At 69.6% G+C, this 26,680-nt stretch carries 20 protein-coding genes; 13 read left to right on the plus strand and 7 right to left on the minus strand.

Annotated features, from left to right (window positions below; translation table 11 throughout):
• Positions 1 to 1,732: helicase-associated domain-containing protein (locus FHX50_RS11130; RefSeq protein WP_183377249.1), on the plus strand; the 1,732-nt coding region annotated here is incomplete at its 5' end.
• A 10-nt stretch (positions 1,733 to 1,742) separates the two neighbouring features.
• Here FHX50_RS11130 and gndA read toward each other — a convergent pair.
• A complete protein-coding gene (gene gndA, locus FHX50_RS11135; protein ID WP_183377087.1) occupies positions 1,743 to 3,212 on the minus strand; it encodes an NADP-dependent phosphogluconate dehydrogenase in 1,470 nt (489 codons plus the stop codon).
• Between the two features lie 211 nt (positions 3,213 to 3,423).
• Between gndA and FHX50_RS11140 the strand changes: the two genes are divergently transcribed.
• From FHX50_RS11140 to FHX50_RS11165, 6 genes are all read left to right on the plus strand, one after another.
• The gene (locus FHX50_RS11140) at positions 3,424 to 4,341 is read left to right on the plus strand and encodes a hypothetical protein (protein ID WP_183377250.1); all 918 of its coding nucleotides are present in this window, start codon (positions 3,424 to 3,426) and stop codon (positions 4,339 to 4,341) included.
• A 34-nt stretch (positions 4,342 to 4,375) separates the two neighbouring features.
• Positions 4,376 to 6,052, plus strand: a complete 1,677-nt coding sequence (locus tag FHX50_RS11145; protein ID WP_183377251.1) for a DNA repair helicase XPB — start codon at positions 4,376 to 4,378, stop codon at positions 6,050 to 6,052.
• An 82-nt stretch (positions 6,053 to 6,134) separates the two neighbouring features.
• A complete protein-coding gene (locus FHX50_RS11150; protein WP_183377252.1) occupies positions 6,135 to 6,653 on the plus strand; it encodes a LapA family protein in 519 nt (172 codons plus the stop codon).
• A gap of 496 nt (positions 6,654 to 7,149) precedes the next feature.
• Positions 7,150 to 11,514, plus strand: coding sequence for a YPDG domain-containing protein (locus FHX50_RS11155; protein WP_183377253.1), 4,365 nt, complete (start codon positions 7,150 to 7,152; stop codon positions 11,512 to 11,514).
• A 162-nt stretch (positions 11,515 to 11,676) separates the two neighbouring features.
• Positions 11,677 to 12,399 (plus strand): response regulator transcription factor, encoded by a 723-nt coding sequence (locus FHX50_RS11160; RefSeq protein ID WP_183377254.1) that lies wholly within the window; start codon positions 11,677 to 11,679, stop codon positions 12,397 to 12,399.
• A 15-nt stretch (positions 12,400 to 12,414) separates the two neighbouring features.
• Positions 12,415 to 13,974, plus strand: coding sequence for a sensor histidine kinase (locus FHX50_RS11165; protein ID WP_183377255.1), 1,560 nt, complete (start codon positions 12,415 to 12,417; stop codon positions 13,972 to 13,974).
• Between the two features lie 15 nt (positions 13,975 to 13,989).
• Here FHX50_RS11165 and FHX50_RS11170 read toward each other — a convergent pair whose 3' ends face one another.
• Positions 13,990 to 14,562 carry a DUF4031 domain-containing protein gene (locus FHX50_RS11170; RefSeq protein WP_183377256.1) on the minus strand — a complete coding sequence of 191 codons (573 nt, stop codon included), beginning with the start codon at positions 14,560 to 14,562 and terminating at the stop codon, positions 13,990 to 13,992.
• Between the two features lie 22 nt (positions 14,563 to 14,584).
• The gene (locus FHX50_RS11175; RefSeq protein ID WP_183377257.1) at positions 14,585 to 15,526 is read right to left on the minus strand and encodes a ribonuclease H family protein; all 942 of its coding nucleotides are present in this window, start codon (positions 15,524 to 15,526) and stop codon (positions 14,585 to 14,587) included.
• Positions 15,527 to 15,545: 19 nt separating this feature from the next.
• On the opposite strand from FHX50_RS11175, the gene FHX50_RS11180 reads away from it, so the two are divergent.
• The 3 genes from FHX50_RS11180 (at position 15,546) to FHX50_RS11190 (ending at position 19,275) form a co-directional block, all read left to right on the plus strand.
• On the plus strand, positions 15,546 to 16,577 hold the full coding sequence (locus tag FHX50_RS11180; protein ID WP_415829874.1) for a cation diffusion facilitator family transporter: 1,032 nt from the start codon (positions 15,546 to 15,548) through the stop codon (positions 16,575 to 16,577).
• An 8-nt stretch (positions 16,578 to 16,585) separates the two neighbouring features.
• Positions 16,586 to 17,587, plus strand: coding sequence for an MsnO8 family LLM class oxidoreductase (locus FHX50_RS11185; RefSeq protein WP_183376510.1), 1,002 nt, complete (start codon positions 16,586 to 16,588; stop codon positions 17,585 to 17,587).
• A gap of 119 nt (positions 17,588 to 17,706) precedes the next feature.
• Entirely contained in the window at positions 17,707 to 19,275 is a 1,569-nt protein-coding gene (locus FHX50_RS11190) for an amino acid permease (protein ID WP_183377258.1), read from the plus strand.
• 146 nt (positions 19,276 to 19,421) lie between these two features.
• On the opposite strand, the gene pdxS is transcribed toward FHX50_RS11190, so the two are convergent.
• Positions 19,422 to 20,327, minus strand: coding sequence for a pyridoxal 5'-phosphate synthase lyase subunit PdxS (gene pdxS / locus FHX50_RS11195; protein ID WP_183376506.1), 906 nt, complete (start codon positions 20,325 to 20,327; stop codon positions 19,422 to 19,424).
• Between the two features lie 94 nt (positions 20,328 to 20,421).
• On the opposite strand from pdxS, the gene pdxR reads away from it, so the two are divergent.
• Entirely contained in the window at positions 20,422 to 22,002 is a 1,581-nt protein-coding gene (pdxR, locus tag FHX50_RS11200; protein ID WP_183376505.1) for a MocR-like pyridoxine biosynthesis transcription factor PdxR, read from the plus strand.
• Between the two features lie 337 nt (positions 22,003 to 22,339).
• Here the strand turns inward: pdxR and groL are convergent, their stop codons facing one another.
• Positions 22,340 to 23,977, minus strand: a complete 1,638-nt coding sequence (groL, locus tag FHX50_RS11205; protein ID WP_183376504.1) for a chaperonin GroEL — start codon at positions 23,975 to 23,977, stop codon at positions 22,340 to 22,342.
• 404 nt (positions 23,978 to 24,381) lie between these two features.
• Here groL and FHX50_RS11210 point away from each other — a divergent pair, with 404 nt between their 5' ends.
• Both FHX50_RS11210 and FHX50_RS11215 read left to right on the plus strand, forming a co-directional pair.
• The gene (locus FHX50_RS11210; RefSeq protein WP_183377259.1) at positions 24,382 to 25,218 is read left to right on the plus strand and encodes a hypothetical protein; all 837 of its coding nucleotides are present in this window, start codon (positions 24,382 to 24,384) and stop codon (positions 25,216 to 25,218) included.
• 16 nt (positions 25,219 to 25,234) lie between these two features.
• Positions 25,235 to 25,771, plus strand: coding sequence for a hypothetical protein (locus tag FHX50_RS11215; protein WP_183377260.1), 537 nt, complete (start codon positions 25,235 to 25,237; stop codon positions 25,769 to 25,771).
• Here the strand turns inward: FHX50_RS11215 and FHX50_RS11220 are convergent.
• A complete protein-coding gene (locus tag FHX50_RS11220; RefSeq protein WP_183377261.1) occupies positions 25,746 to 26,480 on the minus strand; it encodes a hypothetical protein in 735 nt (244 codons plus the stop codon). The two genes, FHX50_RS11215 and FHX50_RS11220, sit on opposite strands and share 26 nt — an antisense overlap.
• A gap of 2 nt (positions 26,481 to 26,482) precedes the next feature.
• Positions 26,483 to 26,680 (minus strand): hypothetical protein (locus FHX50_RS11940; RefSeq protein ID WP_221187357.1); only part of this gene is annotated, 198 nt, incomplete at its 5' end.

The raw sequence follows: 26,680 nt of genomic DNA on the forward strand, positions 1-26,680 counted from the left end.
GGGACTGCGGGTGCGTGCGCTCGTCATCAAGGGGGCCAACGGGTTCCGCCCCATCCGCACGGTCCTGGAACTCCTGCCGGAGAAGTCCGGTCTGGCACCCGGCGTGGTGCAGGCAGCCCAGCGGGGGCAGCGGATCGTGGCGGACTTCTGTCCGCAGCCGCCTCCCCTGCCGGACGCGACCGCTGAGCGCTTCCCCGGAGGCCGCGCGGCGCAGGCGGCGCAGCACGCCCTGGAGATGACCTCGCTGGTGGCAGGAATCGCCCGATGGGACGGCCTGCCGGGCGTGCTGCGCCGCGGTGGCGTCGCGCAGCGGGACCACCGACGGTTCGCCGCTGACGCCGGCGCAGCGCCCGAGGTGTGGTCCACCGCCATGCATGCGGCATGGTCGCTGGGACTCCTCGCGCACGACGGCGAGGACTGGCAGGCAACCGCGGAGCTCGCCGCGCACCTCGAGGCGGACGACGCCGACCAGTGGGCGCTCCTGGTGGACGCGTGGCTCTCGAGTTCACACATCCCGTCCCTCGCGGGCGAACCGGTGGACCCCTCCCCCACCGGGTCCGGTTCCCGGGCGGGCGGGCCGCAGGCGGCGCTGTCGGATGAGACGCGCCGCGCCGGTGCCCGCGAGCGCAGGCGCCTGCTTCTGCAGCACATTGCGGCCCAGGCGCGCGAGCGGGACGTGCGCGCATCGACGGACGCGGTCATGCACCTCGCCGCCTGGCTGTTCCCGCTCGTGCCGGCGCCGGGCGTGCAGCAGGAAGCGCGGTTCGCCCTCGCGGAAGCCGAGGCGTGGGGTCTGCTCGCCGACGGTGTGCCGACGGCGCTGCTCGAGTCGGTCCTCTCGGGAGAGCGGGCCGCGGAGGCGCTGCGGGCCCTGCTGCCGCCGCAGGTGGATCAGGTGATCCTCGACTCCGATCTGACGATCACCGTGCCGGGCCGTCCCACGGCCGCGGTCCAGCGCCTGCTGGAGTGGGCGGAGAGCGACGGTCGCGGGCCCGCCGCCACGGGCCGCTTCACGCCGTCGTCCATCGCCGCCGCTCTGCGCACCGGCACCAGTGCCGACCACATGCTCCACGCGCTGCGCGACCGTGCGATCACCCCGGTGCCGCAGGCCCTGGAGTTCCTCATCACCGACGAAGCCCGAAAAGTGGGCCGCATCGAGGTGCGCTCCGCCCAGTCCGTCCTCACCGGTGAGGAGGTGCACCTGGACCGTCTGTTCGCCTCCGATGAGGCATCCATGCTGGGGCTCGTGCGCCTCGCGCCGACTGTTGCCCTCGCGACCGTTCGCCCCGCTCTCGCGGCGGATCTGGCGCGCCGCGCCGGCATGGTCGCCACCGGTGACACGGACGCGTCCGCTCCGCACCCGCGCAGTGCGCGCCGCGCCTCAGCACCGGCGGCGGGCCGTCCCGCTGTCCCCGCGGCCATGCTGATCAGCGCCGGGGAGGGGACTCAGGGGCCGACGGATCCCTCCCTGCGGCTGGAGCCCGCGGAGGCGGTGCGGCGGATCCGGGCCGCGGAGGAGAACCCGTCGGCCTCCCGCCACGGGGTGTCCGACCGCATCCGGGCGGCGATCGCCGACGGGGGCGAGCTGCGGCTCGGCATCGTCGACGGCCGCGGCGGCATCGTCGAGAAGCGGGCCCGTCCGCTGTCCCTGAACGCGGGCCGCCTGACAGCACGCGACGCGGCGGACGGAACGGAGTTCACCGTCCTCGTCCACCGCGTCACACTCGGCTGACCGGGCGGGGTCAGTCGCTGATCTTCGTCTCCGTGCGGTCCCCGGTCCACTCCACGTGGAAGGACCCGTCGGCATCCACGCGGCGGTAGGTGTGCGCGCCGAAGAAGTCGCGCTGCGCCTGCACGAGCGCTGCCGGGAGGCGTTCGGAGCGGACCGCGTCGTAGTACGACAGGGTCGAGGTGAACACCGGCACCGAGAAGCCGTTCGCTGCGGCGTACGCGACGACGCGGCGCCACGCCGGGATGCAGGAGGCGATCTCACCGCGGAAGTACTCGTCCGCCAGCAGCAGGTGGAGGTCGGGGTTGCGCTTGTACGCCTCGGTGATGTGATTGAGGAAGCGGGCGCGGATGATGCAGCCGCCGCGCCAGATCTTCGCCATGTCGCCGAGGTTGATGTCCCACTCGTAGTGCTCGGCACCGGCCGCGATCTCATCGAAGCCCTGCGAGTAGGACACGAGCTTCGCGGCGTACAGCGCCTTCTGCAGGTCCTCGATGAACTGCTGACGGTCGCGGTCCTCCACGGTCTGGTCCTGGGTTTCGGCGGGCAGCACACCGATCGCGGCTTCGCGCTGCTTCACGGAGCCGGAGGTGGAGCGGGCGAAGGTCGCCTCCGCAATGCCGGTGACCGGAACGCCGAAGTCCAGGGCGGTCTGCACAGTCCAGGCGCCGGTGCCCTTCTGGGCGGCGCGGTCCTGCACGATGTCCACGAACGGCTTGCCGGTGACGTTGTCCTTGTGCTTCAGCACCTCAGCGGTGATCTCGATGAGGAAGGACTCCAGTTCGCCCTTGTTCCACTCCTCGAAGACCTCACCGATCTCGGGGGCGCTCATGCCGAGGGCCTTGTTCATCATGTCGTACGCCTCGGAGATGACCTGCATATCGGCGTATTCGATGCCATTGTGCACCATCTTCACGAAGTGGCCGGCACCGTCGGCCCCCACGTGGGTGCAGCAGGGGTCGCCGTCGACCTGCGCGGCGATCTTCTCGAACATCGGCCCCACCCGCTTGTACGACTCGACGGGGCCGCCGGGCATGATCGAGGGGCCGTTGAGGGCGCCCTCTTCACCGCCGGAGACGCCGGCGCCGACGAAGTGGAGGCCGCGCTCGCGGAGGTCGGCTTCGCGGCGGCGGGTGTCGGTGAACAGGGCGTTGCCGCAGTCCACGATGATGTCGCCCTCGTCCATGCGGGAGGCGAGCTCCTCGATGACGGCGTCGGTGGCTGCGCCGGCCTGCACCATGATGATCGCCACGCGCGGCTTCTGCAGGGAGGCCACGAAGTCGTCCATCGACTCCGAGGGGAGGAACTGGCCGTCCTCGCTGTGGTTCTCGATGACCTTCTCGGTGCGCCCCACGGACCGGTTGTGGATGGCGACCTTGAAGCCGTTGCGGGCGAGGTTGCGGGCGAGGTTCGAGCCCATCACCGCCATCCCGGTGACGCCGATATCGGCGGAGTTCGCGGGTGCCGGGTCGAAAGTGGCCATGGACGACTTCTCCTTCATAGGGGGTGGGGAGGCGCGTCGACGCGCTGCGCCGTCCAGTCTAGAAGACCGCCGCTTCGGTCCCTGGGGCCGAAGGGTACCCGGACCCGTCGGTGCGGCTTTCGGCCCGGTCCGTGCCACACTTCTCATGTGGAGCGCGCGCCCACGCGGGTGCGCGCGGCCCCTCATCACATCCCAGAACAGAAGGACACGCATGACGTCGCCGACCGACGACTCCCGCTCCACCTCCTCCGCCAACGGCGCCCCCGAGTGGGGCCAGTACCCGTCGGCCCCGCAGCAGCAGGGCGCTGCGCCCTCCTGGGCGGCCGGCGGCGGCTCCTCCGCCCCGTCCGCTCCGTTCAGCGCCCCGCAGTCGGCGCCGCAGCCGGCCGCCGGCCCCTCAACCGGCCCCTCGGGCTACGGCACCGCCCCGATGAGCAGTTCCGATGACCTCGGTGCGAAGATCAGCCGCACGTTCTCCTGGATGGCGGATGCCTTCGGCCGCAACTGGGTGGCGTTCATCGTGCCGTCCCTGGTGTATTCGATCATTCCGGTCATCGGCGGCGTCATCCTGCTCTTCGGGATGGGCCTCGCGGGCGCCGTGTCGGCCGGCGCCTCCAGCTCCGAATCCGGCGGCGCGGTGTTCGGTGTCACCATGATTGTGTCCATGCTCGTGTTCATGGTGGCGATGTTCGCGGTTTCGGCGCTGTGGATGTCCGGCATGGCGAACGTGGCTGCGATGTCCGCACGCGGGGAGAAGGCGTCGGTCGCTCAGGGATTCGTGGGCGCCCGCCTGCTCCTGCCCATCCTGCTGACCCTCGTGCTCGGCATGGTGTCCTGGATCATCCCGGTGATCGGCCCGATCGCCGTGGCTGTGCTGACCACGTTCGTGCTGCCGTTGGTGGCGCTGGAGGGACTGTCCACCGGTGAGGCGTTCAGTCGCTCCGCGTCGCTGGTGATCGCGAACCTGGGCCTGGTGATCCTGGTGACGCTGATCGTGACGATCGCGATGAGCATTCTGGCGTGGCTGATCCTCCCGGCGCTGGCCTCGGTGATCGCGGGTGTGCTGCTGCAGTTCGGTCTGTACATGGTGGCGGTGGGCCGCGACCGTGAGGCACCCCGCCTCAGCTGACCCCTCTGGGGTGCGCTCCTTCTAGACTGGCCGGGTGACTGCCACCGGCGCCCTGATCGTCCAGCCCGATAGGAGCATCCTGCTCGATGTCGGGCACCCGTCGGCCGATGAGGCCCGCGCGGCGATCGCTCCGTTCGCGGAGCTGGAGCGCACCCCCGAACACATCCACACCTATCGCCTCACGGATCTGGGGCTGTGGAACGCGCGCGCCGCGGGCTTCGACGCCGCCACGGTGATCGATTCGCTCGCGGCGCATGCGCGTTTTCCGGTGGCGCACACGCTGCTGGAGAGCATTGCGGACACGATGGACCGCTACGGGCGGCTGCGCCTGCAGTCCTCGCCCATCCACGGCCTGATCCTGGAGGCCGCCGATCCCGAGTCGATGCAGAAGGTGCTGCGGTCGAAGCGCACCGATGGAATGCTCGGCGAACGCATCGATGACACCACCGTGGTGGTGCACCCCAGTGCTCGCGGCTCCCTGAAGCAGGCCCTGGTGCGGATCGGCCTGCCGGCGGAGGACTTCGCCGGGTTCATCGACGGTGAAGCCCACCCGATCGCGCTGACGGCGTCGGCTGAGCAGGGGGCCGACGGAGCCTCCGCGTGGCAGCTGCGGGACTATCAGCAGGAGGCGGTCGACGCGTTCGAGTCCGGCGGCTCGGGTGTGGTGGTCCTCCCGTGCGGTTCGGGGAAGACCGTGGTGGGCGCCGCCTCGATGGCGCGCACGGGCCGCACCACGCTGATCCTCGTGACGAACACGGTCTCGGCGCACCAGTGGAAGCAGGAGCTGCTGCGCCGCACCACGCTGAGAGAGGATGAGATCGGCGAGTATTCGGGACGGCGCAAGCAGATCCGTCCGGTCACGATCGCCACCTATCAGGTGCTGACGGCGAAGCGGAAGGGCGTGATGCCGCACCTGGAGCTGATGAGCGCCCGCGACTGGGGCCTGGTGCTGTACGACGAAGTGCATCTGCTGCCGGCGCCGGTGTTCCGTGTGACGGCGGACCTGCAGGCGCGTCGGCGGCTCGGGCTGACGGCGACTCTGGTGCGGGAGGACGGCCGGGAGTCCGATGTGTTCTCGCTGATCGGCCCGAAGCGGTTCGATGCCCCGTGGAAGCGGCTGGAGTCGCAGGGATGGATCGCTCCTGCCGAGATGGTCGAGGTCCGCGTGGACATGCCTGCCGCGGATCTGCGGGTGCTGCGGGCCGCGGAGCCGGCGGTGCGGCATCGGATGGCTGCGGTGCACGCGGCGAAGGTGCCGGTGGTTCAGCGGATCGTGGATCGACATGCGGGAGAGCCGCTGCTGGTGATCGGGCAGTACGTGGATCAGTTGGAGGAGATCGCAGAGGCGATCGGTGCGCCGGTGATGACGGGCAGGACCGCACCTGCTCGACGGGAGGAGCTGTTCGCTCAGTTCCGTTCGGGTGAGGTCCCCCGCCTGGTGGTGTCGAAGATTGCGAACTTCTCGGTGGACCTGCCGGACGCGTCGGTGGCGGTGCAGGTTTCGGGAGCCTTCGGGTCCCGCCAGGAGGAGGCGCAGCGGCTGGGGAGGCTGCTGCGGCCGAAGCCCGACGGGCGGCGGGCGCACTTCTACTCCCTGGTCATGCGGGACACCGGCGAGGAGGAGTTCGCTCGTCATCGTCAGCGGTTCCTCTCCGAACAGGGGTATGCGTACCGGATAGTTGATCATTCCGAGATAGAGGAGTCCGGCTGATCTAAGCTGGATGAGTCCGGCGCCGAGGTCGCCTCTCTGCGCGCCTTCCCTCCCCCCGACCCCTTCTGCGAGGTGCACTCTGATGTCCCGATCTGACGACGCCCGTTCCCAGTACGATCACGACGGCGCCTTTGCCCGCGGTGAGGTCCACGCGCAGAACCGGACCGCACCCGAGGCTGGCGGCGCCTCCGATCAGCCCGGCCACGCGGCCGGAGAACCCCGCCCAGGCCGCGAGCCGGAGGTGCGCCAGGACAGCCCCGCGCGCCGGACGCCCGACCCTGCCGCGTTCGAGCCCGTGGAGGACACCCGGAACCCGCAGATGACGGCTCGGCTGATCATCGGCCTGGCGGTGGGCGGCATCATCCTGGCGGCCCTGCTCGCCTTCGTCCTGCAGAATCCTGATGCCCAGTCCTTCGCGTTCCTGAGTTGGCACTTCACGCTCGCGAGCGGGGTGGCGATGCTGCTGGCGGCCGTGCTCGGCGGCCTGATCGTGGCGGCGATTGCGAGCATTCTCTTGGCTCAGCAGGCGTGGCGCCTGCGGAAGATGCGCAAGTCCAACGACCGGATGCGCTCGGCAATGCGCGAGGCCCAGCGGCTGTGAGCTGACCACCGCATCCACCAGACCAGAAGGCCTCCCCCGGCATGGGGGGCGGCCTTCTGCATGTCGTGAAGGACGACAGTGGGTCGATGAGGTGCACAATGCCGGGTTTCCCCCGTTTGTCCCAGCGTCCGGACAGTAACTATGAACACACGGGTCGACGGCACCCGGGCCCGGAAGATCGTCACAAACGCACAACATCCGCCTTCGGCCCTCACCCTGACACTGTTATCACGCGCAAGTCTCAAACTTTTCGCACCGACCAACCGGGACGATGGCCCCTTCGCCGGCTGTCCGCTTGGTTACTACCTGGAAGGGTAGGGCTTAACCGACCGATCGCCCTGGTGACGAGGTCACGGTTTGGCTACCCTCGGTCTCAACGGGGGCCTCCCTGCGCGATTCGGCGCATGCTCCCTTCGATGAAGATGGAGTTTCCATGGTTTTTGACGCTTTCCGTAACCGGAGTGCCAGCGCCGCGACTGCAGGTCGTACTCCCCTGATGCGACGCGCAGTCGCCGCAGCCGGCACTACTGCTCTCCTCGTGGGCACTTTCGGCGCAACCGCAACCGTCGCGGTTGCTGCTCCGACCAGCCAGCAGGCCGCGGCTCTCGCACCGGCCGCCGCGCCGACTGACCAGCCCGGCAGCTCGCAGGCCAACGCCATCCCGGCCGACGCGATCGCCAACGGCTACATCGACAGCGGAACCGACATGACGAACGCGAAGAACACCCTGTCGGGTCGCGCGTTCATCTCGGACAAGGGCACCCCGGCGACCTTCGGGAACGGCCTCTCGGCTGTTCCGGAGGGCACCGAGGTCTACATGCAGTGGATCGACAAGGACGGCGCTGTCTCCCCGTGGTACTCCGCCAAGACCTCCAACGCACTGTCCAACAGCGACGCCAACCAGGCGGGCCCCGGCGCTTACGCCTTCGATCTGCGCGAGGGCTGGACCGACGCGAAGGGCAAGAAGCACACGTACAACGCGACTGCCGGCCAGTACTACAAGCTGGTGATCCCGGACAGCACCAACCCTGCCACCGGCAACACCATCACCATGATGCGCCAGGCCGGCGGCTTCTTCCCCGGCTCGTTCGTCAACTCCGTGACTGACAGCAACCTGGGCCAGTTCCCGCTCACCGGCACGAACATGCAGCGCACCGCCGTCTTCATGACGGAGCAGGGCGGCACCTACATGCACCGCCCCGAGGCCGAGTGGATCACGGACTCCGAGGGTCCGCTGCCGAACCCTTGGACCAGCTTGAGAGCAAAGAATTCGGTGTCCGGTCAGGTATGGCTGGAGACCGGTGCCGGTGACCGCGCCAACTCGGCAACCGGTCCGAACAACAACAGCAAGGATCCCGAGGCCGCTGGCTACACGGTTGTGATGTCGTCGCTGACCTCCGAGGGCGCTCAGGCCTACGAGGCTCAGGTGGAGTCGCTCGACGAGTCCCAGCGCGCTGCTGCCGCGGCCGAGCTTCTGAAGGCCCACCCGGAGTACATCTCCGCGACTGTGCAGGGCAAGACCGACGAGAACGGCAAGTACACCCTGCGGTTCCCGGACGGCACGCTGAACGACCAGTACCTGTACATGCAGGTCTTCGATCCGCAGGGCGAGCTCGTCAACGGCTACTCCGGCTACACCTCCCCCGAGTTCCGCAAGCCGAATGCCAACCTGTCGTTCACCCCGCAGACGGCCCCGGCACAGAACCTCGTGCAGAGGCCGATGTGGTACAACGTCAACTACGCCATCGTGGCTCGGACTCAAGTTGACCTGCAGATCACCAACTACGACGTGTCGGACAACCCGGCTCGCCCGGGTGACACCGCGGAGCTCGACTTCACCGGTGTCATGCCGCCGCTCGCCTCCAAGATCGAGTGGGTTGACTCCAACGGCGAGGTCGTCAAGACCTGCGACCCGGTGACCTCCGAGGCTGAGGCTGAGGCCTGCACCTTCGAGGTGCCCGCCGATGCTCCGGACGGCATGGTGTACACCGCTCGCCTCGTCTCCGGCGACAACATCATCGCGGCCGACTCCTTCATCGTCGATCTGACTCCCATCACCGACAACCTGACACCGGCCTACGAGGACACCACGGTCGAGGAGGGCAAGGGCGGCACCGTGCCGACCCCGACCTACACCGACGCCGATGGCAACCCGGCCACCGCACCTGAGGGCACCAAGTACGAGCCGAACGGCGACCTGCCCGACGGCTTCACCGTGAACGAGGACGGTTCCATCACCATCGACCCGTCCGTCCCGGCCGGTGACTACACCATCCCGGTGCTCGTCACCTACCCGGACGGCTCCACGGACACCGTCGATGCCAAGGTCACCGTGACCGAGGCTCCGGTGGAGGCTCCGGACTGGAACGATGGCGAGGGCAAGCCGGGCGAGACCGTGACCATCCCGAACGAGGGTGGCGAGGTTCCGGACGGCTCCACCGTTGACACCGAGGGCCCCGGCGAGGGCCGCATCGATGACGAGGGCAACCTCGTTGTCGACATCAACGATGACGCCAAGCCCGGTGACAAGATCACCGTCGTGGTCAAGGACAAGGACGGCAACGTGATCGACGAGATCACCGTCACCGTCACCGAGGACCCGGCAGCACCGGTGACCGATAACCTGACACCGGCCTACGAGGACACCACGGTCGAGGAGGGCAAGGGCGGCACCGTGCCGACCCCGACCTACACCGATGCCGATGGCAACCCGGCCACCGCACCTGAGGGCACCACGTACGCACCGAACGGCGACCTGCCCGAGGGCTTCACCGTGAACGAGGACGGTTCCATCACCATCGATCCGTCCGTCCCGGCCGGTGACTACACCATCCCGGTGCTCGTCACCTACCCGGACGGCTCCACGGACACCGTCGATGCCAAGGTCACCGTGACCGAGGCTCCGGCTGAGAAGCCGGACTGGAACGATGGCGAGGGCAAGCCGGGCGAGACCGTGACCATCCCGAACGAGGGTGGCGAGGTTCCGGACGGCTCCACCGTTGAGACCGACGGCCCCGGCGAGGGCCGCATCGATGACGAGGGCAACCTCGTTGTCGACATCAACGATGACGCCAAGCCCGGTGACAAGATCACCGTCGTGGTCAAGGACAAGGACGGCAACGTGATCGACGAGATCACCGTCACCGTCACCGAGGACCCGGCAGCACCGGTGACCGATAACCTGACACCGGCCTACGAGGACACCACGGTCGAGGAGGGCAAGGGCGGCACCGTGCCGACCCCGACCTACACCGATGCCGATGGCAACCCGGCCACCGCACCTGAGGGCACCACGTACGCACCGAACGGCGACCTGCCCGACGGCTTCACCGTGAACGAGGACGGTTCCATCACCATCGATCCGTCCGTCCCGGCCGGTGACTACACCATCCCGGTGCTCGTCACCTACCCGGACGGCTCCACGGACACCGTCGATGCCAAGGTCACCGTGACCGAGGCTCCGGTGGAGGCTCCGGACTGGAACGATGGCGAGGGCAAGCCGGGCGAGACCGTGACCATCCCGAACGAGGGTGGCGAGGTTCCGGACGGCTCCACCGTTGACACCGAGGGCCCCGGCGAGGGCCGCATCGATGACGAGGGCAACCTCGTTGTCGACATCAACGATGACGCCAAGCCCGGTGACGAGATCACCGTCGTGGTCAAGGACAAGGACGGCAACGTGATCGACGAGGTCACGGTCACCGTGACCGAGGACCCGGCAGCACCGGTGACCGATAACCTGAACCCGGCCTACGAGGACACCTCGGTCGAGGAGGGCAAGGGCGGCACCGTGCCGACCCCGACCTACACCGATGCCGATGGCAACCCGGCCACCGCACCTGAGGGCACCACGTACGCACCGAACGGCGACCTGCCCGACGGCTTCACCGTGAACGAGGACGGTTCCATCACCATCGACCCGTCCGTCCCGGCCGGTGACTACACCATCCCGGTGCTCGTCACCTACCCGGACGGCTCCACGGACACCGTCGATGCCAAGGTCACCGTGACCGAGGCTCCGGTGGAGGCTCCGGACTGGAACGATGGCGAGGGCAAGCCGGGCGAGACCGTGACCATCCCGAACGAGGGTGGCGAGGTTCCGGACGGCTCCACCGTTGACACCGAGGGCCCCGGCGAGGGCCGCATCGATGACGAGGGCAACCTCGTTGTCGACATCAACGATGACGCCAAGCCCGGTGACGAGATCACCGTCGTGGTCAAGGACAAGGACGGCAACGTGATCGACGAGATCACCGTCACCGTCGGCGAAGAAAAGCCCGCCGACAAGCCGGACTGGAAGGACGGCGAGGGCAAGCCGGGCGACACCGTGACTATCCCGAACGAGGGTGGCCCGGTTCCGGACGGCTCCACCGTTGAGACCGAAGGCCCCGGCAAGGGCAGCATCGACGACAACGGCAACCTCGTTGTCGACATCAACGATGACGCCAAGCCCGGTGACGAGATCACCGTCGTGGTCAAGGACAAGGACGGCAACGTCATCGACACCATCACCGTCACCGTCGGCGAAAAGCCGGGTAACGGTGGAGATGGTGGCGACGGCGGCGACGGTGGAGACGGCGGCGACGGCGGCAACGGCGGCGACGGCGGCAACGGCGGCAACGGCGGCTCCGGTGGTAACGGCGGAGACGGCGGCAATGGTGGCGACGGCGGCAACGGCGGCACCACCCAGCCGGGCAACGGCGGCAGCAATGCCCCGAGCCAGGGCCAGGACCAGAGCCACGCTCCGAGCGGCGACCTGGCACGCACCGGTGCCCAGGTCGGCGGCCTCCTCGCGGCAGCTGCAGCGTTCGTCGCTGCGGGTACCGCCATGGTGACCCGCCGCCGCAAGGGCGACCGCTGATCCCAGCAGTGACAGCCGGTCACTGACCGGTTGACCAACAAGCGGGGCGCAGATCCACAGGGTCTGCGCCCCGCTTCGTCATGCCCGTCCATACCCCCACGCAGCCCGTATCTCACAGAGTGCATTCAGGCCCTTCTCACTTTGACGGCTCAGTATGGATTCATGACCACTGAGGCTGAACACGACTACGAGGCCAAGCTCCTCGTCGTCGACGACGAACCGAACATCCGCGACCTGCTCGCCACGTCCCTCCGCTTCGCGGGCTTCGACGTCCACGCCGCGTCCAACGGCTCCGAAGCCGTCCGCATCGCCACCGAAGAGGAACCGGACCTGATCGTCCTGGACGTCATGCTCCCGGACATGGACGGCTTCACCGTCACCCGCCGCCTTCGCGACAAGGGCCACCACTTCCCCATCCTGTTCCTCACCGCCCGCGATGAGACCAAGGACAAGGTCGCCGGCCTCACCGTCGGCGGCGACGACTACGTCACCAAGCCCTTCAGCCTGGAAGAGGTCGTGGCCCGCATTCGCGCCGTGCTGCGCCGCACCCACCTCGGTGTGTCCGAACCGTCCGAGAGCGCACTCGTCGTCGGCGACCTCCGGCTCGACGAGGACTCCCACGAAGTCACCCGCGCCGACTCCCCCATCGACCTCTCCCCCACCGAGTTCAAGCTCCTGCGCTACCTCATGCTGAACGCCGGCCGAGTCGTCTCCAAAGCGCAGATCCTCGACCACGTCTGGGACTACGACTGGTCCGGCGAAGTCGGCATCGTCGAGTCCTACATCTCCTACCTGCGCCGCAAGATCGACGTGGTGGGCGAACCCATGATCCACACCAAGCGAGGCATCGGATACGTTCTGCGTCCCGCAGACCCCCGTTCCTGACGTACGCTGACCCCCATGAAGCTCGGCACCATCCGCCCGGGTCAGCGCAGCAAGCGACCCGTGTCCCTCTGGACACGGGTCGTTACACTCATCGCGTCCGTCCTCGTCCTCGGCACTCTCGTCACCGGATCCCTGTCCCTGTTCCTGCTGAACCGGACCCTGATCCAATCCATCGACGAGGACCTGCGGCGCAGCGTCGGCCCCACCGTCTCCCTCGCCACCGCCACCATCAACGACCAGAACGCGGACCCGAACGAACTCGCATACGCGCCCGTCGACTTCGTGGTCGAGTTCCGCTCCGCCGACGGCGACCAGCAGCAGAAAGTGGTGCGCAACCGCACCAACCAGAACGCCGACATCCGCTTCCCACACCTCAGCCGTGACGAAGTGCAGGCGCTGAACCGAGAACCGTTCACCGTGCTCGACAGTGAGCAGCAGCGGTGGCGAGTGCTCGCCATCGCCTCCGACCAGCCCGACGGATACTCCGCGTTCGTCGCGCTGCCGATGGCGTCCGTGGACTCCACCATGAACGAAATGGCGCTGATCATCGTGCTGGTCGGCACCTCCGTGGTCCTGACCGGTGTGGGCATCGGCGGGTGGGTGTCGCACCGTGCACTGGAGCCGCTGCGGGACGTGGAGTCCACAGCACGCGAAATCGCCGCCGGCAGCCTGTCGCGCCGCGTGCCCGTCTCCACCACCAGCCAGGAAGTGCACACCCTCGCCGTGGTGCTGAACGAAATGCTGGTGCGCCTCGAAGGATCGTTCCAGGCGCAGGCGAAGTCCGAATCGAAGGCGATCTCCTCCGAATCGAAGATGCGGCGGTTCGTGGGCGATGCCTCCCATGAGCTGCGCACCCCGCTGGCGGCGATCCGCGGCTTCGGCGAGCTGTACCGCATGGGCGCCCTGCGCTCCGATGACGACGTCGCCTCCGCCATGAAGCGGATCGAAGACGAAGCGCAGCGCATGGGCTCCCTCGTGGAGAATCTGCTGCGCCTCGCCCGCCTCGACGAACAGCAGACGTTCGACCTGCTGCCGATGGACATCACTCCGCTCATCCACGACGCCACCCAGGACCTCCGCGCCCTCGACCCCACCCGCGACGTCCAGATCACCGACCTCACCGGGGCGCCCCTCGACATCGAGGAGATCCAACCGACGGGTGTCCTCGGTGACGAAGCCGGGCTGCGCCAGGTGATCCTCAACCTCGTAGGCAACACGAACCGCCACACCCCCAAGGGCACCCCCGTGGAGATCGCCCTCGGCCACAACCGCAAAGGCAATGTGCTGCTGGAGGTCCGCGACCACGGTGACGGGATCCCGCAGGAGGCCCGCGAGCGCGTCTTCGAACGGTTCTTCCGCACCGACGAGTCACGCCAGCGGCAGTCCGAGCAGGGCGGCGGCGCCGGCCTCGGCCTTGCGATCGCAGCGACGATCATGGAGCACCACCACGGCATGATCTCCATCCACCAGACCGACGGCGGCGGCGCCACGTTCCGTGTCGAGATCCCGTCGGCCGACCTCGACGACGACGGCGCCTCTCCCGCCGACAGCGGCGACTCCACCGGGTCCGCCTGACCCGGCACGGGCGGGTCACTGATCAGGCCAGTCGACCGCCTGCCCGATGAACCGGTCCCGTCCCCGTGTTCGGGCGAGCTCATTCAAACGAGCGAGGAGTGCGTGTGCGGCGCGGCGGCCCGCGTCATCATGCGCCTGGATCCGCGGTGATGCGAGCGCGCTGCTGCCCTCATCGCGGGTGAGGCGGAACGCCCCCGCGAGAGCGGGCATCGGGTCCACATGGCCGCGCATGCCCCAGATGAAGTCGTGTGGCACGCGGTCACCCGTGCCCGCATCGAGGCCGAGCGCCGCGGCATCGGCGAGGGTGCGCTCGCGCCTCGCACCCGCGCGCGCATGAGCGGGGACGCGCAGCCCCGAATCGATCAGGCGGCGAGTCAGCTCCCGCGAATCCACGAAGCGCACCCCGGTCTGCTCCAGGCGGTCGCGGGCATCGACCGGCCAGTCGTAGTGGTCGAGGTCGAACGACCGCGGGAACAGGCCGGCACGCTCCGCTGCGTCATGCAGTTCGTCCAGGGACGCGTCGGACACGAGATGGCCCCACCAGGTGCCGTGCTTCGGCCAGCGGGGAGTGTCCGCGAACACTGCCATGGTGCGGTCCCGTCGGCCCCGGTCAGCCCAGCGGCGCCAACTGGTGCAGGCGCAGCGTGGGTTCGCCGTCGCCGCTGCTCTCCCACACCGCGGTTCCGCGCAGAGCCGCGCCGCCGGTGGCGGTGACCTCGAAGGTGAGGAGGGTGGCGGTGCCGACCTGCTCCTCGATCACGTCGGTGATGGTCGGGTCGGTGCCGAGGGTGTCGGTGAGGTGCTCATCCCACGCGTCGGCGGTGAGGACGCTGCCGTCCGTACCCAGCAGGATCGCGGCCGGGTGCACGGCGGCGACGCGCTGCCCGGCGCTGCGCGGAGTGATCAGCATGCGCTGAGCGCCGCGGACATCCACCGTGGTGAAGCAGGCGTCCGCGGGGGCGTCGGGGTCGTCGGTGAACGCTGAGAACAGGTCAGCAGGAGCGGCATCCGTCGGCCCGCCGGCGGGGGCGGCCGACGGATGCGGAGCGCCGACGGGCGCAGCGGTTGCGGTGGGCACTGCGCTGGGCAGGCCCGGGCCCTCCTTCACGGCGGTGCGCTTCTGGATCGCGGTGGCGGCGCCGTTCGCGCGGGCATCCGCCGCTTCGTTCAGGCGGTGCCCCGAATGTCCCTTCACCCATTCGAACTGCACATCGCGGCCCTGCATCGCGGCGTCGAGGGCGCGCATGATCTCCACGTTCTTCACCGGTTTGCCGTCGGCCTTCTTCCAGCCCTTCCGCTTCCAGCCCGGCATCCACTTCGTGATCGAATCGATCACGTACTTCGAATCGCACAGCACCCGCAGCGGCTCCTCAGCGCGGCCCGCATCCGCAGTCGCCTCCAGCAGGCGCAGCACCGCTGTCAGCTCACCGATGTTGTTCGTGCCGTGGTCGATGCCGCCCGCCGCCCAGGCGGAGTCGTCGATGTACCAGGCCCATCCGGTGGGTCCGGGGTTGCCGAGTGCGGATCCGTCCGCCGCCGCGATGATGCTCATAGCTTCCTACAATAGCCACGTGACAACCCCAAGCACCCCACCAGAATCCACCGCCCCCGCCGAACCGGCGCCCAGCCGCGGAAGCGTGGACCTCACCCGGTACGCGTGGCTGGCGATCTTCGCCGCCATCGCCACCATCGCGCTGAAGGCCGCGGCGTGGGCGATGACCGGATCCGTCGGCCTGCTGTCCGACGCCGCCGAATCCGGCGTCAACCTCGTCGCCGCCGTGGTCGCACTCGTGGCGCTGCGGGTCGCCGCCCAGGGAGCCACCCAGCGGTTCCTGTACGGCCGTGCCAAAGCCGAATACTTCTCCGCCGCCGCCGAGGGCGCCATCATCTTCGTGGCCGCCGCCGTGATCCTCGTGATGAGCGCGGACCGCTTCATCCATCCGCGGCCACTGGAGCACGTCGGCGTCGGCCTGCTGGTGCTGGTCGCCGCCTCCGTCCTCAACGGTGTGGTCGCCGTGGTGCTGATGCGCGCCGGTCGCCGCCACCGCTCCATCACTCTCGTCGCCGACGGCAAGCACCTGCTGACCGACGTCTGGACCTCCGTCGGCGTCCTCGTGGGAGTGGGGCTGGTCGCCGTCACGGGCTGGCACCGGCTCGACGCCGTCATCGCGTTCCTCGTGGGCGTCAACATCATCGTCACCGGCATCTCGCTGATGAGCGAATCGATCTCCGGACTCCTCGACAAGGCGCTCGACGACGAGGACAACGACGCCATCACCCGGATCCTGCGCTCGCACACCTCCCGCGACGTCACCTTCCACGGCCTCAAGACCCGCGAAGCCGGCCAGGAGAAGCACATGAACGTGCACATCCAGGTGCCCGACACCTGGACCGTGAAGCGCGCCCACACCTACGCGCACGAACTGGATGAGGAACTGATGCGCGCCGTGCCCGGCCTGCACGCCGAGCTGCACGTGGAGCCGATCTCCGACCCCGCCAGCTACGATGACATCCCGAGCGCCGAGATCCCCATCTACCCGGACTCGAGCATCGGCCGCACCAGCCCCGACCGACACCGGCAGGACACCCCGCCGGCACAGTGAGGAGACCCGTGGTCACCCGCCCCGCCCTGTCCGTGCTCGACCTCGTCCCCGTCGCCGACGGGTCCACCATGCGCGAGGCCATCGACATCTCCATGCAGGCCGCCCAGCAGGCCGACGACCAGGGGTACGAGCGCTACTGGTTCGCCGAACACCACAACACGCAGAACCTCGCCTCCAACGCCACCGCCCTGCTCATCTCCCGCGCCGCAGAGCGCACCGAGCGGATCCGCGTGGGCTCCGGCGGCATCATGCTGCCGAACCACGCACCGCTGGCCGTGGCCGAACAGTTCGGCACCCTCATCCAGTTCCACGGGGACCGCATCGACCTCGGGCTCGGCCGCGCTCCCGGCACCGACCCGATGACCGCGCAGCTGCTCGCCCGCACCAGCGCCCAGCCCGAAGCGTTCATGAGCGGCATCGCCGACATCCAGGCGTGGTCCGGGCCCCGCACCACCGCGAACTCCCGGATCGGCGCGTATGTCGCCGAAGGCACCCACATCCCGATGTGGGTGCTCGGCTCCTCCATGAACGGCGCCGCCATGGCCGCCCAGCTGGGCCTGCCGTTCTCCGTGGCGTCCCACTTCGCGCCGTTCCAGTTCCAGCAGGCGCTCGACCTCTACCGCCGCGAATTCGACCCCACCGCCGCCACCGCCCAGATCGAGCAGCCCCGCACCATGGTCGGCGTCAACGTGGTCGTGTGCGACACCGACGACGAGGCACAGTTCCAGTTCTCCGTGCTGCAGCAGATGTTCGCCGGCATCATCAAGGGAGCGCGCGGGCCGCTGCCCCGCCCCGCCCACATCGAGGACGTGCTCGAGCCGCACATCCTCGACTCGGTGAACCAGTCCCTGTCCATCTCGGCAGTGGGCTCCCCCTCGACCGTGGTCGCGAAGCTGGAGGAGCTGGCCGCCGCCACGGGGGCCGACGAGTTCATCACCGTGTCCTACTTCCACGACCCGCAGAAGCGGTTCGACTCCCAGCGGATGCTCGCCGAGGCGTGGCACGGGTGAACCCGTCGGCCGCCCTCACCGGCCGCTCTCGGGCCGCTTCGGGTTTGAATCGGGCGCGGCACCTGACTAACCTGGCGAATCACAGTCATGTGTCCCCGATCACAGGAAGCTGATTCGTTGTGAGTTCCGCCGCCCCCACCCCCTCCGCACAGCACCGGACGGGAGGCGGAAGCACCCCAAGCAGCGAACCGCCCACCGTCACCGGCGGCTTCGACCCCAATGAGAAGGCCGTCCTCAAACGCGAGTTCAAACCCCAATGGGTGTTCGCCATCGCCCTCGGCTCCGCCATCGGCTGGGGCTCCTTCATCCTCCCCGTGGACTGGCTGAAGGACGGCGGCACCGCCGGCGCCCTCATGGGTATGGCCACCGGTGCCGTCCTCATCAGCATCATCGCCCTGTCGTACGGGATCGTCATCAAGAAGTTCCCCGTCACCGGAGGCGAACTCGCGTACTCCTATGTCGCGATGGGCCGCAGGCACTCATTCGTGGCCGGCTGGTTCCTCACCCTCGGCTACATCTCCATCGTGGCGCTCAACGCCTCCGCGCTCGCCCTCGTGGTCCGCAACGTCGCCCCCTCCCTCATGGAGCAAGGCAGACTGTGGGAGGTCGCCGGGTGGCCGATCTACCTGCCCGAAGTGGCCGTCTCCATCACCGCGCTGCTCGTGTTCACGTTCTTCAACGCCCGCGGCACCGCCCTGTCCGGCCGCGTCCAGTACATCGCCTGCATCGTCATGCTCGCGTGCGTGAGCCTGCTGCTGCTCCTCTCCGTCATCGCCTACATCCGCAAACCCGTCCCGCTGTTCCACGCCTTCCCCAGCGACACCGCGCCCTGGGCGGCGATCATGCTGATGGTCGCGATCGCCCCGTTCGCGTTCGTCGGCTTCGACAACGTCCCCCAGCTCGCCGGCGAGTTCGACTTCTCCCCCTCCAAGGCGCTGAAGCTGATCCTGTTCGCCATCGGCGCCGCCGCCTTCATCTACCTGGCGATGCTGATGGCCGCATCCATCGCGATCAGCGAGGCCGGGCACACCTTCGACGGGCACTCCTGGGCCACGGCCGATGCGATCCGGGTCGCCATCGGACCCGTCGGCCCCGTGCTCATGGTGATCGGTGTGACGATGGGCGTCATCACCGGGCTCAACGGGTTCATGTTGTCCGCCTCCCGCGTGCTGCTCGCCATGGCGGACGCCCGCATGGTGCCCGGCCAGCTCGGCTACATCTCCCACCGCGCCGGCACCCCCGTGGTGGCGCTCCTGTTCGTGCTCGCGTTCTGCGTGGTCACCCCGTTCTTCGGCCGTGAAGCCCTCAATTGGGTGGTGGACATGACCTCCGCCGGGGTTTCGGTCGCCTACTTCTACACCTGCCTGTGCGCCTTCAAAGCGATGCGGAGGACCGCTGCTGAGGTGCGCGACGGGGTCGTCCTCACCGAACCGCGCACCAGCCCCGGCTGGATCGCGTTCAAGTCCGGTGTGGCTGTGCTCGGCTGCGTGCTGTCGGTGGTGTTCCTCGCGCTGCTGTTCATCCCCGGCTCCCCCGGGCAGCTCGATACGCCGCCGCTGATCGCGCTGGCGATCTGGGTGGCGATCGGGTTCGTGTTCTACCTGTCCCGCCGCAGGGCGCTGAACGCCACGACCGAGGAGGAGATGGACCGACTCGTGCTCGGCGAGCACGCCCACGCGAAGCTCTGAGCGGCGGGGCCGCACGGCGGGGCGGCGATTCGTTGCCCTTTTCGGGATTATCTGCGCGAAAAACCCCGAATGCGCACATCAATCGCGCTCCACGGCCATGAGACAGGGCGCGCCCCGCAGCCGCTACAGGGCGCGCCCCGCTGCCGTCACCATCCCCGCTCAGCGAGTCGGTGCGGCGCCGGCAGGTCCGCCACGTTGATGCCGACCATCGCATCGCCCAGACCGCGGGAGACGTCCGCGATCACGGCCGGGTCCTCGAAGTTCTCCACCGCCCGCACCACGGCCTTCGCGCGCTGCTCGGGGTTGCCGGACTTGAAGATGCCGGAGCCCACGAAGACACCGTCCGCACCGAGCTGACGCATCATGGCCGCGTCGGCCGGTGTGGCAACGCCACCGGCGGTGAACAGCGGAACGGGGAGGCGGCCGTTGTCCGCAACGTACTCGACCAGCGCGATCGGCGCCTGCAGTTCCTTCGCGGCGACGAACAGCTCCTCGCGGTTCGCGGCGGCGGTGGCGCGCAGCTGCGCGATCTCGTGGAGGATGCGGCGGATGTGGCGGGTCGCCTCGGACACGTCACCGGTGCCGGCCTCGCCCTTGGAGCGGATCATGGCCGCGCCCTCGGCGATGCGGCGCAGCGCCTCTCCGAGGTTGGTGGCGCCGCACACGAACGGGACGTCGAACGCGCGCTTGTCGATGTGGTGCTCGTAGTCGGCGGGGCTGAGCACCTCGGACTCGTCCACGTAGTCGGCGCCGAGCTGCTGCAGGACCTGGGCCTCAACGAAGTGGCCGATGCGGGCCTTCGCCATGACGGGAATGTCGACTGCTTCGATGATGGAGTCGATGAGGTCCGGGTCGGACATGCGGGCCACGCCGCCCTGTGCGCGGATGTCCGCGGGGACGCGCTCAAGGGCCATGACGGCAACGGCGCCGGCGTCGGCGGCGATGCGGGCCTGGTCAGCGGTGACCACGTCCATGATGACGCCGCCCATCAGCTTCTCGTTGGTGGCGCGGGTCGTCTCGGACAGGGGGATGATCTGGTTCTTCTCGGTCATGCCGACCAGTCTCATCCGCCCACTGGTCCGAAACCAGATCCAGCATCAGTGGATCGGAGTGGACCAGTGGGCGCGGCGGCGGCATCATTCTGGTATGGCCGAACGCTCCACCGCTGACCTCGCCCTCACCCTCACCCGCGCGAGCCGCACTCCCCTGCCCGTCCAGGTGGCCGACGGGATCCGCGCCCTCATCATGTCCGGCGCCCTCGCCCCGGGCGACGCTCTGCCCTCCACGCGGTTCCTCGCGCAGCGCCTCAGCGTGTCCCGCGGAACGATCGTGGCGGCGTTCGACCAGCTCATCAGCGAAGGCGCCCTGCTCGCCTCCCAGGGCCGGCCCACCACGGTGCATCCGTCGCTGCCGGCGCACCTGCTGCAGCAGGTCAGCGCCGCGGCGCCGGACCCCACCGCGGCCAGCACCCGTCGGCCGGCCTCCCCCGGAGCCTCCACCGCCGCCGCGCCCGGCCGTCCCGACCCTGTCCCCGCCCCCGCACCCGCATCGGCACCGGCGGTGGATCTGCGCCCTGGTCTGCCGCGCACCACGCGGATCGGCGACGCCGCCTGGCGGTCCGCGTGGCGCCGCGCCGCTGCCGCACCCGAGGCCGAAACCGGCGGCCTCACCGGACTGCCCGACCTGCGGGCCGGTATCGCCGAACACCTCCGACTCATGCGCGGGCTCCCCACGGACCCGGCCGCCCTGCTCGTCACCGCCGGCTCCCGCGACGGGCTCGAACTGATCCTGCACGCCCTCGCCGCGACCCGCGGCACCCTCAGCATCGGCGTGGAGACACCCGGTTACCCGGGCCTGCGGCGCGTCCCGCAGGTGCTCGGGCACCGGATCGTCCCGCTGGGCGTGGACGGCAACGGTCTGCGCGTGGATGCGCTGCCCACCGGGGCCGCCGCGCCCGACGCCGTCATCGTCACCCCCAGCCACCAGTACCCGCTCGGCGGTTCCCTCAGCCTCGACCGCCGCCTCGCCCTCCTCGAGTGGGCGCGCAACGAGGACGCCCTCATCATTGAGGACGACTTCAACTCCGAGCTGCGCTACACCGGCGCACCGCTGCCGCCGCTGTCCGCGATCGACCCGCACGGCCGCACCGTCCTGCTCGGCACGTTCTCCCGGCTGCTCAGCCCGGACCTCGCGGTCGGCTTCGTGCGGCCGACGGGTGCCGCCCTCCTCGCCGAGCTGCGGGATGTGCGCGAGGTGCTGGGGGTGCGCGTCTCGGCGACGACGCAGCACGCGGTGGCGCATCTGCTGGCGGATGGGACGGTGCGCCGGCACACCCGGACGGAGCGGCTGCGGCTGGGCCGACGGCGGGAGGCACTGCTCGCTGCGATGCTCGACGTTCCGGGGGTGCGGGTGCTGCCGATGCACGGCGGCAGCGACGCGGTGATCCGGTTCGACACCGCCGGCAGCCACCGCGGCCGCGCCGGCGCCGACCCGGAGGCGCGGGCGGTGGCGGCGTGCGCCGACGCGGGCATCACGGTGGGGCGCCTGTCGGCGGCGTGGGGCGCCGAGTCGCAGGCGGCACCCGTCGACCCCTCCCCAGCCGCTGCTGTGGGCGGCGTGGGCGGTGCGGGGATCGTTCTCGGGCTCGCCCGGCCGGCCGACGGGGCCTTCAGCGCGATGCTGCCGCGGCTCGCGTCAGCACTGGCGACCGTTCACCACACCCGATGACAGTGAAAAGGGGCGGCGAGGCTGACCGCGATCGCTCCGAGCAGGACCGACCCGGCCGGCAGCTCCATGAGCTTCTTCATCGCGCCGTCCATGGCACCGGCGCTATCGGCAGACCAATCGCGCTCGGAGTGGGTGGGCGCTCGAGGTGGGTGGGCGCTCGACGGGGCTGCTCGGCCGTCGGCGTAGAGGAGCAGCCTGTTCGGTATAGCGGCCTGGTGTGCCGCTATACGCCGATGCCCGCGGAAACGAAACCGCCCGGCCCACCCCGTATCGGGGCGGAACCGGGCGGTTCCTGTTGCTCAGCGTGTCAGCTGGAGCGGCGGTGACCCTCAGGGGATCACATCATGCCGCCCATGCCTCCCATGCCGTCCATGCCGCCTGCGGCAGCAGCCGGATCGACCTTCTCCGGCTTGTCCGCGACCACGGCTTCGGTGGTGAGGAAGAGGCCGGCGATGGAGGCGGCGTTCTGCAGAGCGGAACGGGTCACCTTCACCGGGTCGAGCACACCAGCCGCGATGAGGTTCTCGTACTCGCCGGTTGCAGCGTTCAGGCCCTCGCCCACGGGCAGGCCCTTGACCTTCTCCGCCACGACGCCGCCCTCGAGACCGGCGTTGACGGCGATCTGCTTCAGCGGTGCCTCAACACCGACCTGGACGATCTTCGCGCCGGTCGCCTCGTCGCCCTGGAGGTCCAGGGTCTCGAAGGCTTCCTTGCCGGCCTGCAGAAGGGCCACGCCGCCACCGGCGACGATGCCCTCTTCGACAGCGGCCTTGGCGTTGCGCACGGCGTCCTCGATGCGGTGCTTGCGCTCGTTGAGCTCCACCTCGGTGGCTGCGCCCGCCTTGATGACGGCGACGCCGCCGGCGAGCTTCGCGAGGCGCTCCTGGAGCTTCTCGCGGTCGTAGTCCGAGTCGGAGTTCTCGATCTCAGCACGGATCTGGTTGACGCGACCAGAGATCTGGTCGGCGTCGCCGGCGCCCTCAACGATGGTGGTCTCGTCCTTGGTGACGACAACCTTGCGGGCACGACCGAGGGAGTCGAGGTCCGCACCCTCGAGGGTGAGGCCGACCTCCTCGGAGATGACGGTGCCGCCGGTGAGGGTGGCCATGTCCTGCAGCATCGCCTTGCGGCGATCGCCGAAGCCCGGTGCCTTCACAGCGACGGACTTGAACACGCCGCGCAGCTTGTTCACCACGAGGGCCGGGAGGGCTTCGCCGTCCACGTCCTCAGCGATGATCAGCAGCGGCTTGCCGGACTGGATGACCTTGTCCAGGATCGGCAGCAGGTCCTTCATGTTGGAGACCTTGCCGGAGGTGAGCAGGATGTACGGGTCCTCCAGGACCGCTTCCTGACGCTCGGCGTCGGTCACGAAGTAGGGCGAGATGAAGCCCTTGTCGAAGCGCATGCCCTCGGTGAGCTCGAGCTCCAGACCGGTGGTGTTGGAGTCCTCAACGGTGATGACGCCTTCCTTGCCGACCTTGTCGAGCGCTTCGGCGATGAGCTCGCCGATGGCCGGGTCAGCAGCGGAGATGGCGGCGGTGTTGGAGATCTGCTCCTTGGACTCGATCTCCACGGCCTGGCCCACGAGCTTCTCGGTGACCGCGGTGACGGCCTTGTCGATGCCGCGCTTCAGAGCGATCGGGTTGGCGCCGGCGGCCACGTTGCGCAGGCCCTCGCGGACGAGTGCCTGGGCGAGGACGGTGGCGGTGGTGGTGCCGTCACCGGCGACGTCGTCGGTCTTCTTCGCGACTTCCTTGACGAGCTCCGCGCCGATCTTCTCGTACGGATCCTCGAGTTCGATTTCCTTCGCGATGGACACGCCGTCGTTCGTGATGGTCGGGGCGCCCCAGGACTTCTCCAGGACGACGTTGCGTCCCTTCGGGCCCAGGGTGACCTTCACGGCGTCTGCGAGCTGGTTCATACCCGACTCGAGACCGCGGCGAGCTTCCTCGTCAAAGGCGATGAGCTTTGCCATGTGGAAATTCTCCCGTGTTCTGTTCTGGTTCCGGAGCGATGCCCGCGACGGACGATGGCGCCCGGGGCGTTCTGGTCACGCTCGGGCGGCATCTCACCGCTGCCGGATCTCCTGCCGACGGGTGCAGCGCCCCCGGTTCCACCCGGCGGATCCTGTCACTCGTTCGGCATGAGTGCCAGGCCATCATAAGCACTCGCACGCTGAGAGTGCTAATGCTTCCCGGGGGCCTCCTCTGCGCTGTCAGCGGACACGCCGATCCGCGGGGCGCACACGGGCCGACGGGGGCGCCAGCGCAGGGCTGCGTGCGGCACCCGTCGGACTTCTCCCCACCGTCCCAACGCGACACGGCGGGGTGATCAGTGGCACCCTGAGAGGGCACACTTCCGAGCCACTGAGGAGCGTCCATGTCGCAGCCCGGTTCCCATCGGCCGCCCATCACCCGTCGGCCCGCCGCTGCGCTGACCGCCGCCCTCGTCCTGGCGACCGCCTCCGCGCTGCCCGCCGCCGCAGCCCCGACCACGGCGCCCCGCTCCGCCTCTGCGCCCAGCGCACCGGCTGCACGCTCCGCGAAGGACGCACCCGCCGCGGACGACCGCGGGTATGAGGCCGACGGCTCCCCCATCTCCGGTGGGTCCTCGTTCGCCGGCGCGCCCTCGGTCGAGCCCGGCCGATACCTCGACTCCTTCACCGCCGGGAAGGACCAGGGCTGGGGCACCATGAAGGAGACGAAGCACTACCGGGTCACGCTGAAGAAGGGTGAGCGCCTCATTGTGACCGGCGCGCTCGTGCCGACCCCCAGCCCGAAGGCGACGCCGACGACCTCGGACAGTGTGAAGTCCACGATCGAACTGACCGACGGGCACGGCAACGACTGCGCGAAGTGGACGAGCAACGGGTTCAGCTTCCCCAACATCGCGGATGCGCCCCAGCGCGCCACTGCTGTCTCGACCGTTGCCGGCACCGGTGAGGACGGTGAGTGCGAACCCGGTGAGTTCGTCGCGAAGGTGACGCGCGAAGGCAACCTCAAGCAGTCCGAGACGATGCCGATGGAGCTGGTGTTCGCCGTCGAGGCACCCGCGCCGAGCCCGATGCCGCCCGAACCGGAGTGGGACGACGAGCCGGCCGTTCCCGCACCCACGGCCGGGTCCGCGAAGGACGGACGTCACAGCGCTGGGCCGCTCCCGCAACAGCGCCCCGATCCTGAAGCCCGGCTCCTACGTGATCGAACTGCGGCCCGGTGAGACACGGCTCGCCGGCGTGGACGTGAACGAGGGGCAGCGCCTGTCCTGGTCGATCTCGCCGCTTGACGCCGGCGAGGTCGAGGGAACGTGGGACGAGGTCGAGGTGATGATGCTGAATCCTCTCGGCCAGGAGGTGTACGACCCGGACGAGAACGCGTCCACCACGGTCAACCTCGATTCCAGCACCGACGACTACCGGGGCAGCGCGATGCCCACCCCGGTCACGCTCGGCAACCAGAGGACGGATGCGGACAAGGAGCAGGCCTCGAACTGGTTGGGCGGCACCCACACCCTGCAGCTCAGCACGAAGGCTGACCCGGAGGACGAACCGAACACGGCGAAGCCGCGCCGCGTGGTCCTCACCCTCGCGGTGGACGGCACCGCCGGTGAGAACGCGGACGTGGACTACGGGAAGACCCGCGCCGAACAGGAGCAGGCGGTCAGCCGGGCGACATGGCTGCGCCGTGGCCTGTTCGTCGGCGCGGGCGTCCTCGGTCTGGTCGCCGTCGGGTCGGGCATCGCCGCAATCACGGCGCTGCGCCGACGCTCCTGACCGGTGCCGCCTGCACGGCGAGCGCGTCGTTCGCGGCGTCGCCGGGGTTCATCGTCAGCCCCACCACCAGCATCGTGATGGCCCCAGCGAGGGCGAGCACCGCCGCGAGTGCCAGCGCGATGCCGAGCCCGAGACGGCGCGGCCCGCGCGGCGCCGCAGTGATGGGGGCGAACCCTGCTCCGGCGACGGGGCTGAAGGCCGGCGCGGACGTGGCGGCCGGGGCGGCAGTGGACCCGAGGCCGATCCGGGCGTCGGTCTGATCGACCGGGAGAACCGGCGTGCGGGTGCGGCCCGCGCTGTCGTCGACGATCTGCGTGGCGCCCGTCGGACTGTTCAGGACCGTCGGGCTGTCCGCGGCTGTCGGACTGCTCTGGGCCGTCGGAGCGTCCTGCTGGCGCGCACGCGCCGCCTGCGCGGCCGCCGCAGCGCCGAGCGCCTCTGCGCGGTTGCCGCCCGCCGCGCCTCCACCGGGCGCGGACTCGATGGCGGAGGGGGCCGTCGGCGCGCTGGGCTGCGCCGAGGTGGCGCCCGTCGGCTGCGCGGCCCGGGACTGCACGGTGGTGTCGTCCGCCGCGGGTGAGCCCACCTGCACGACAGCCCCGGTCGCGGTGCGGGCCTGCGCGGCCAGCTCCGGCGGCATCGGCGGGATCGCGTCCCGCACCTGCGCGGCCGACGGGCGCCGCAGCGGATCCGGGTCCAGCATCGCCATGATCAGCGCGGCCTGCTCGCTGCTCGCCCCGCGGGCCGCATGATGGACCCGACGTGATGGCTCAGGGCGTCGAACGACGTCTGCGCCGAGTTCGGGATGCGCTGGCGCGGCGCCAGACAGTCCAGCGCGACCGACGCCGCCGCCCACACATCGACCGCGGCGGAGAACGCGCCCTCCGTCACTGCTCCGGTGCCATGAAC

The organism is Helcobacillus massiliensis, assembly GCF_014191425.1.
Classification (GTDB): Bacteria; Actinomycetota; Actinomycetes; order Actinomycetales; family Dermabacteraceae; genus Helcobacillus; species Helcobacillus massiliensis.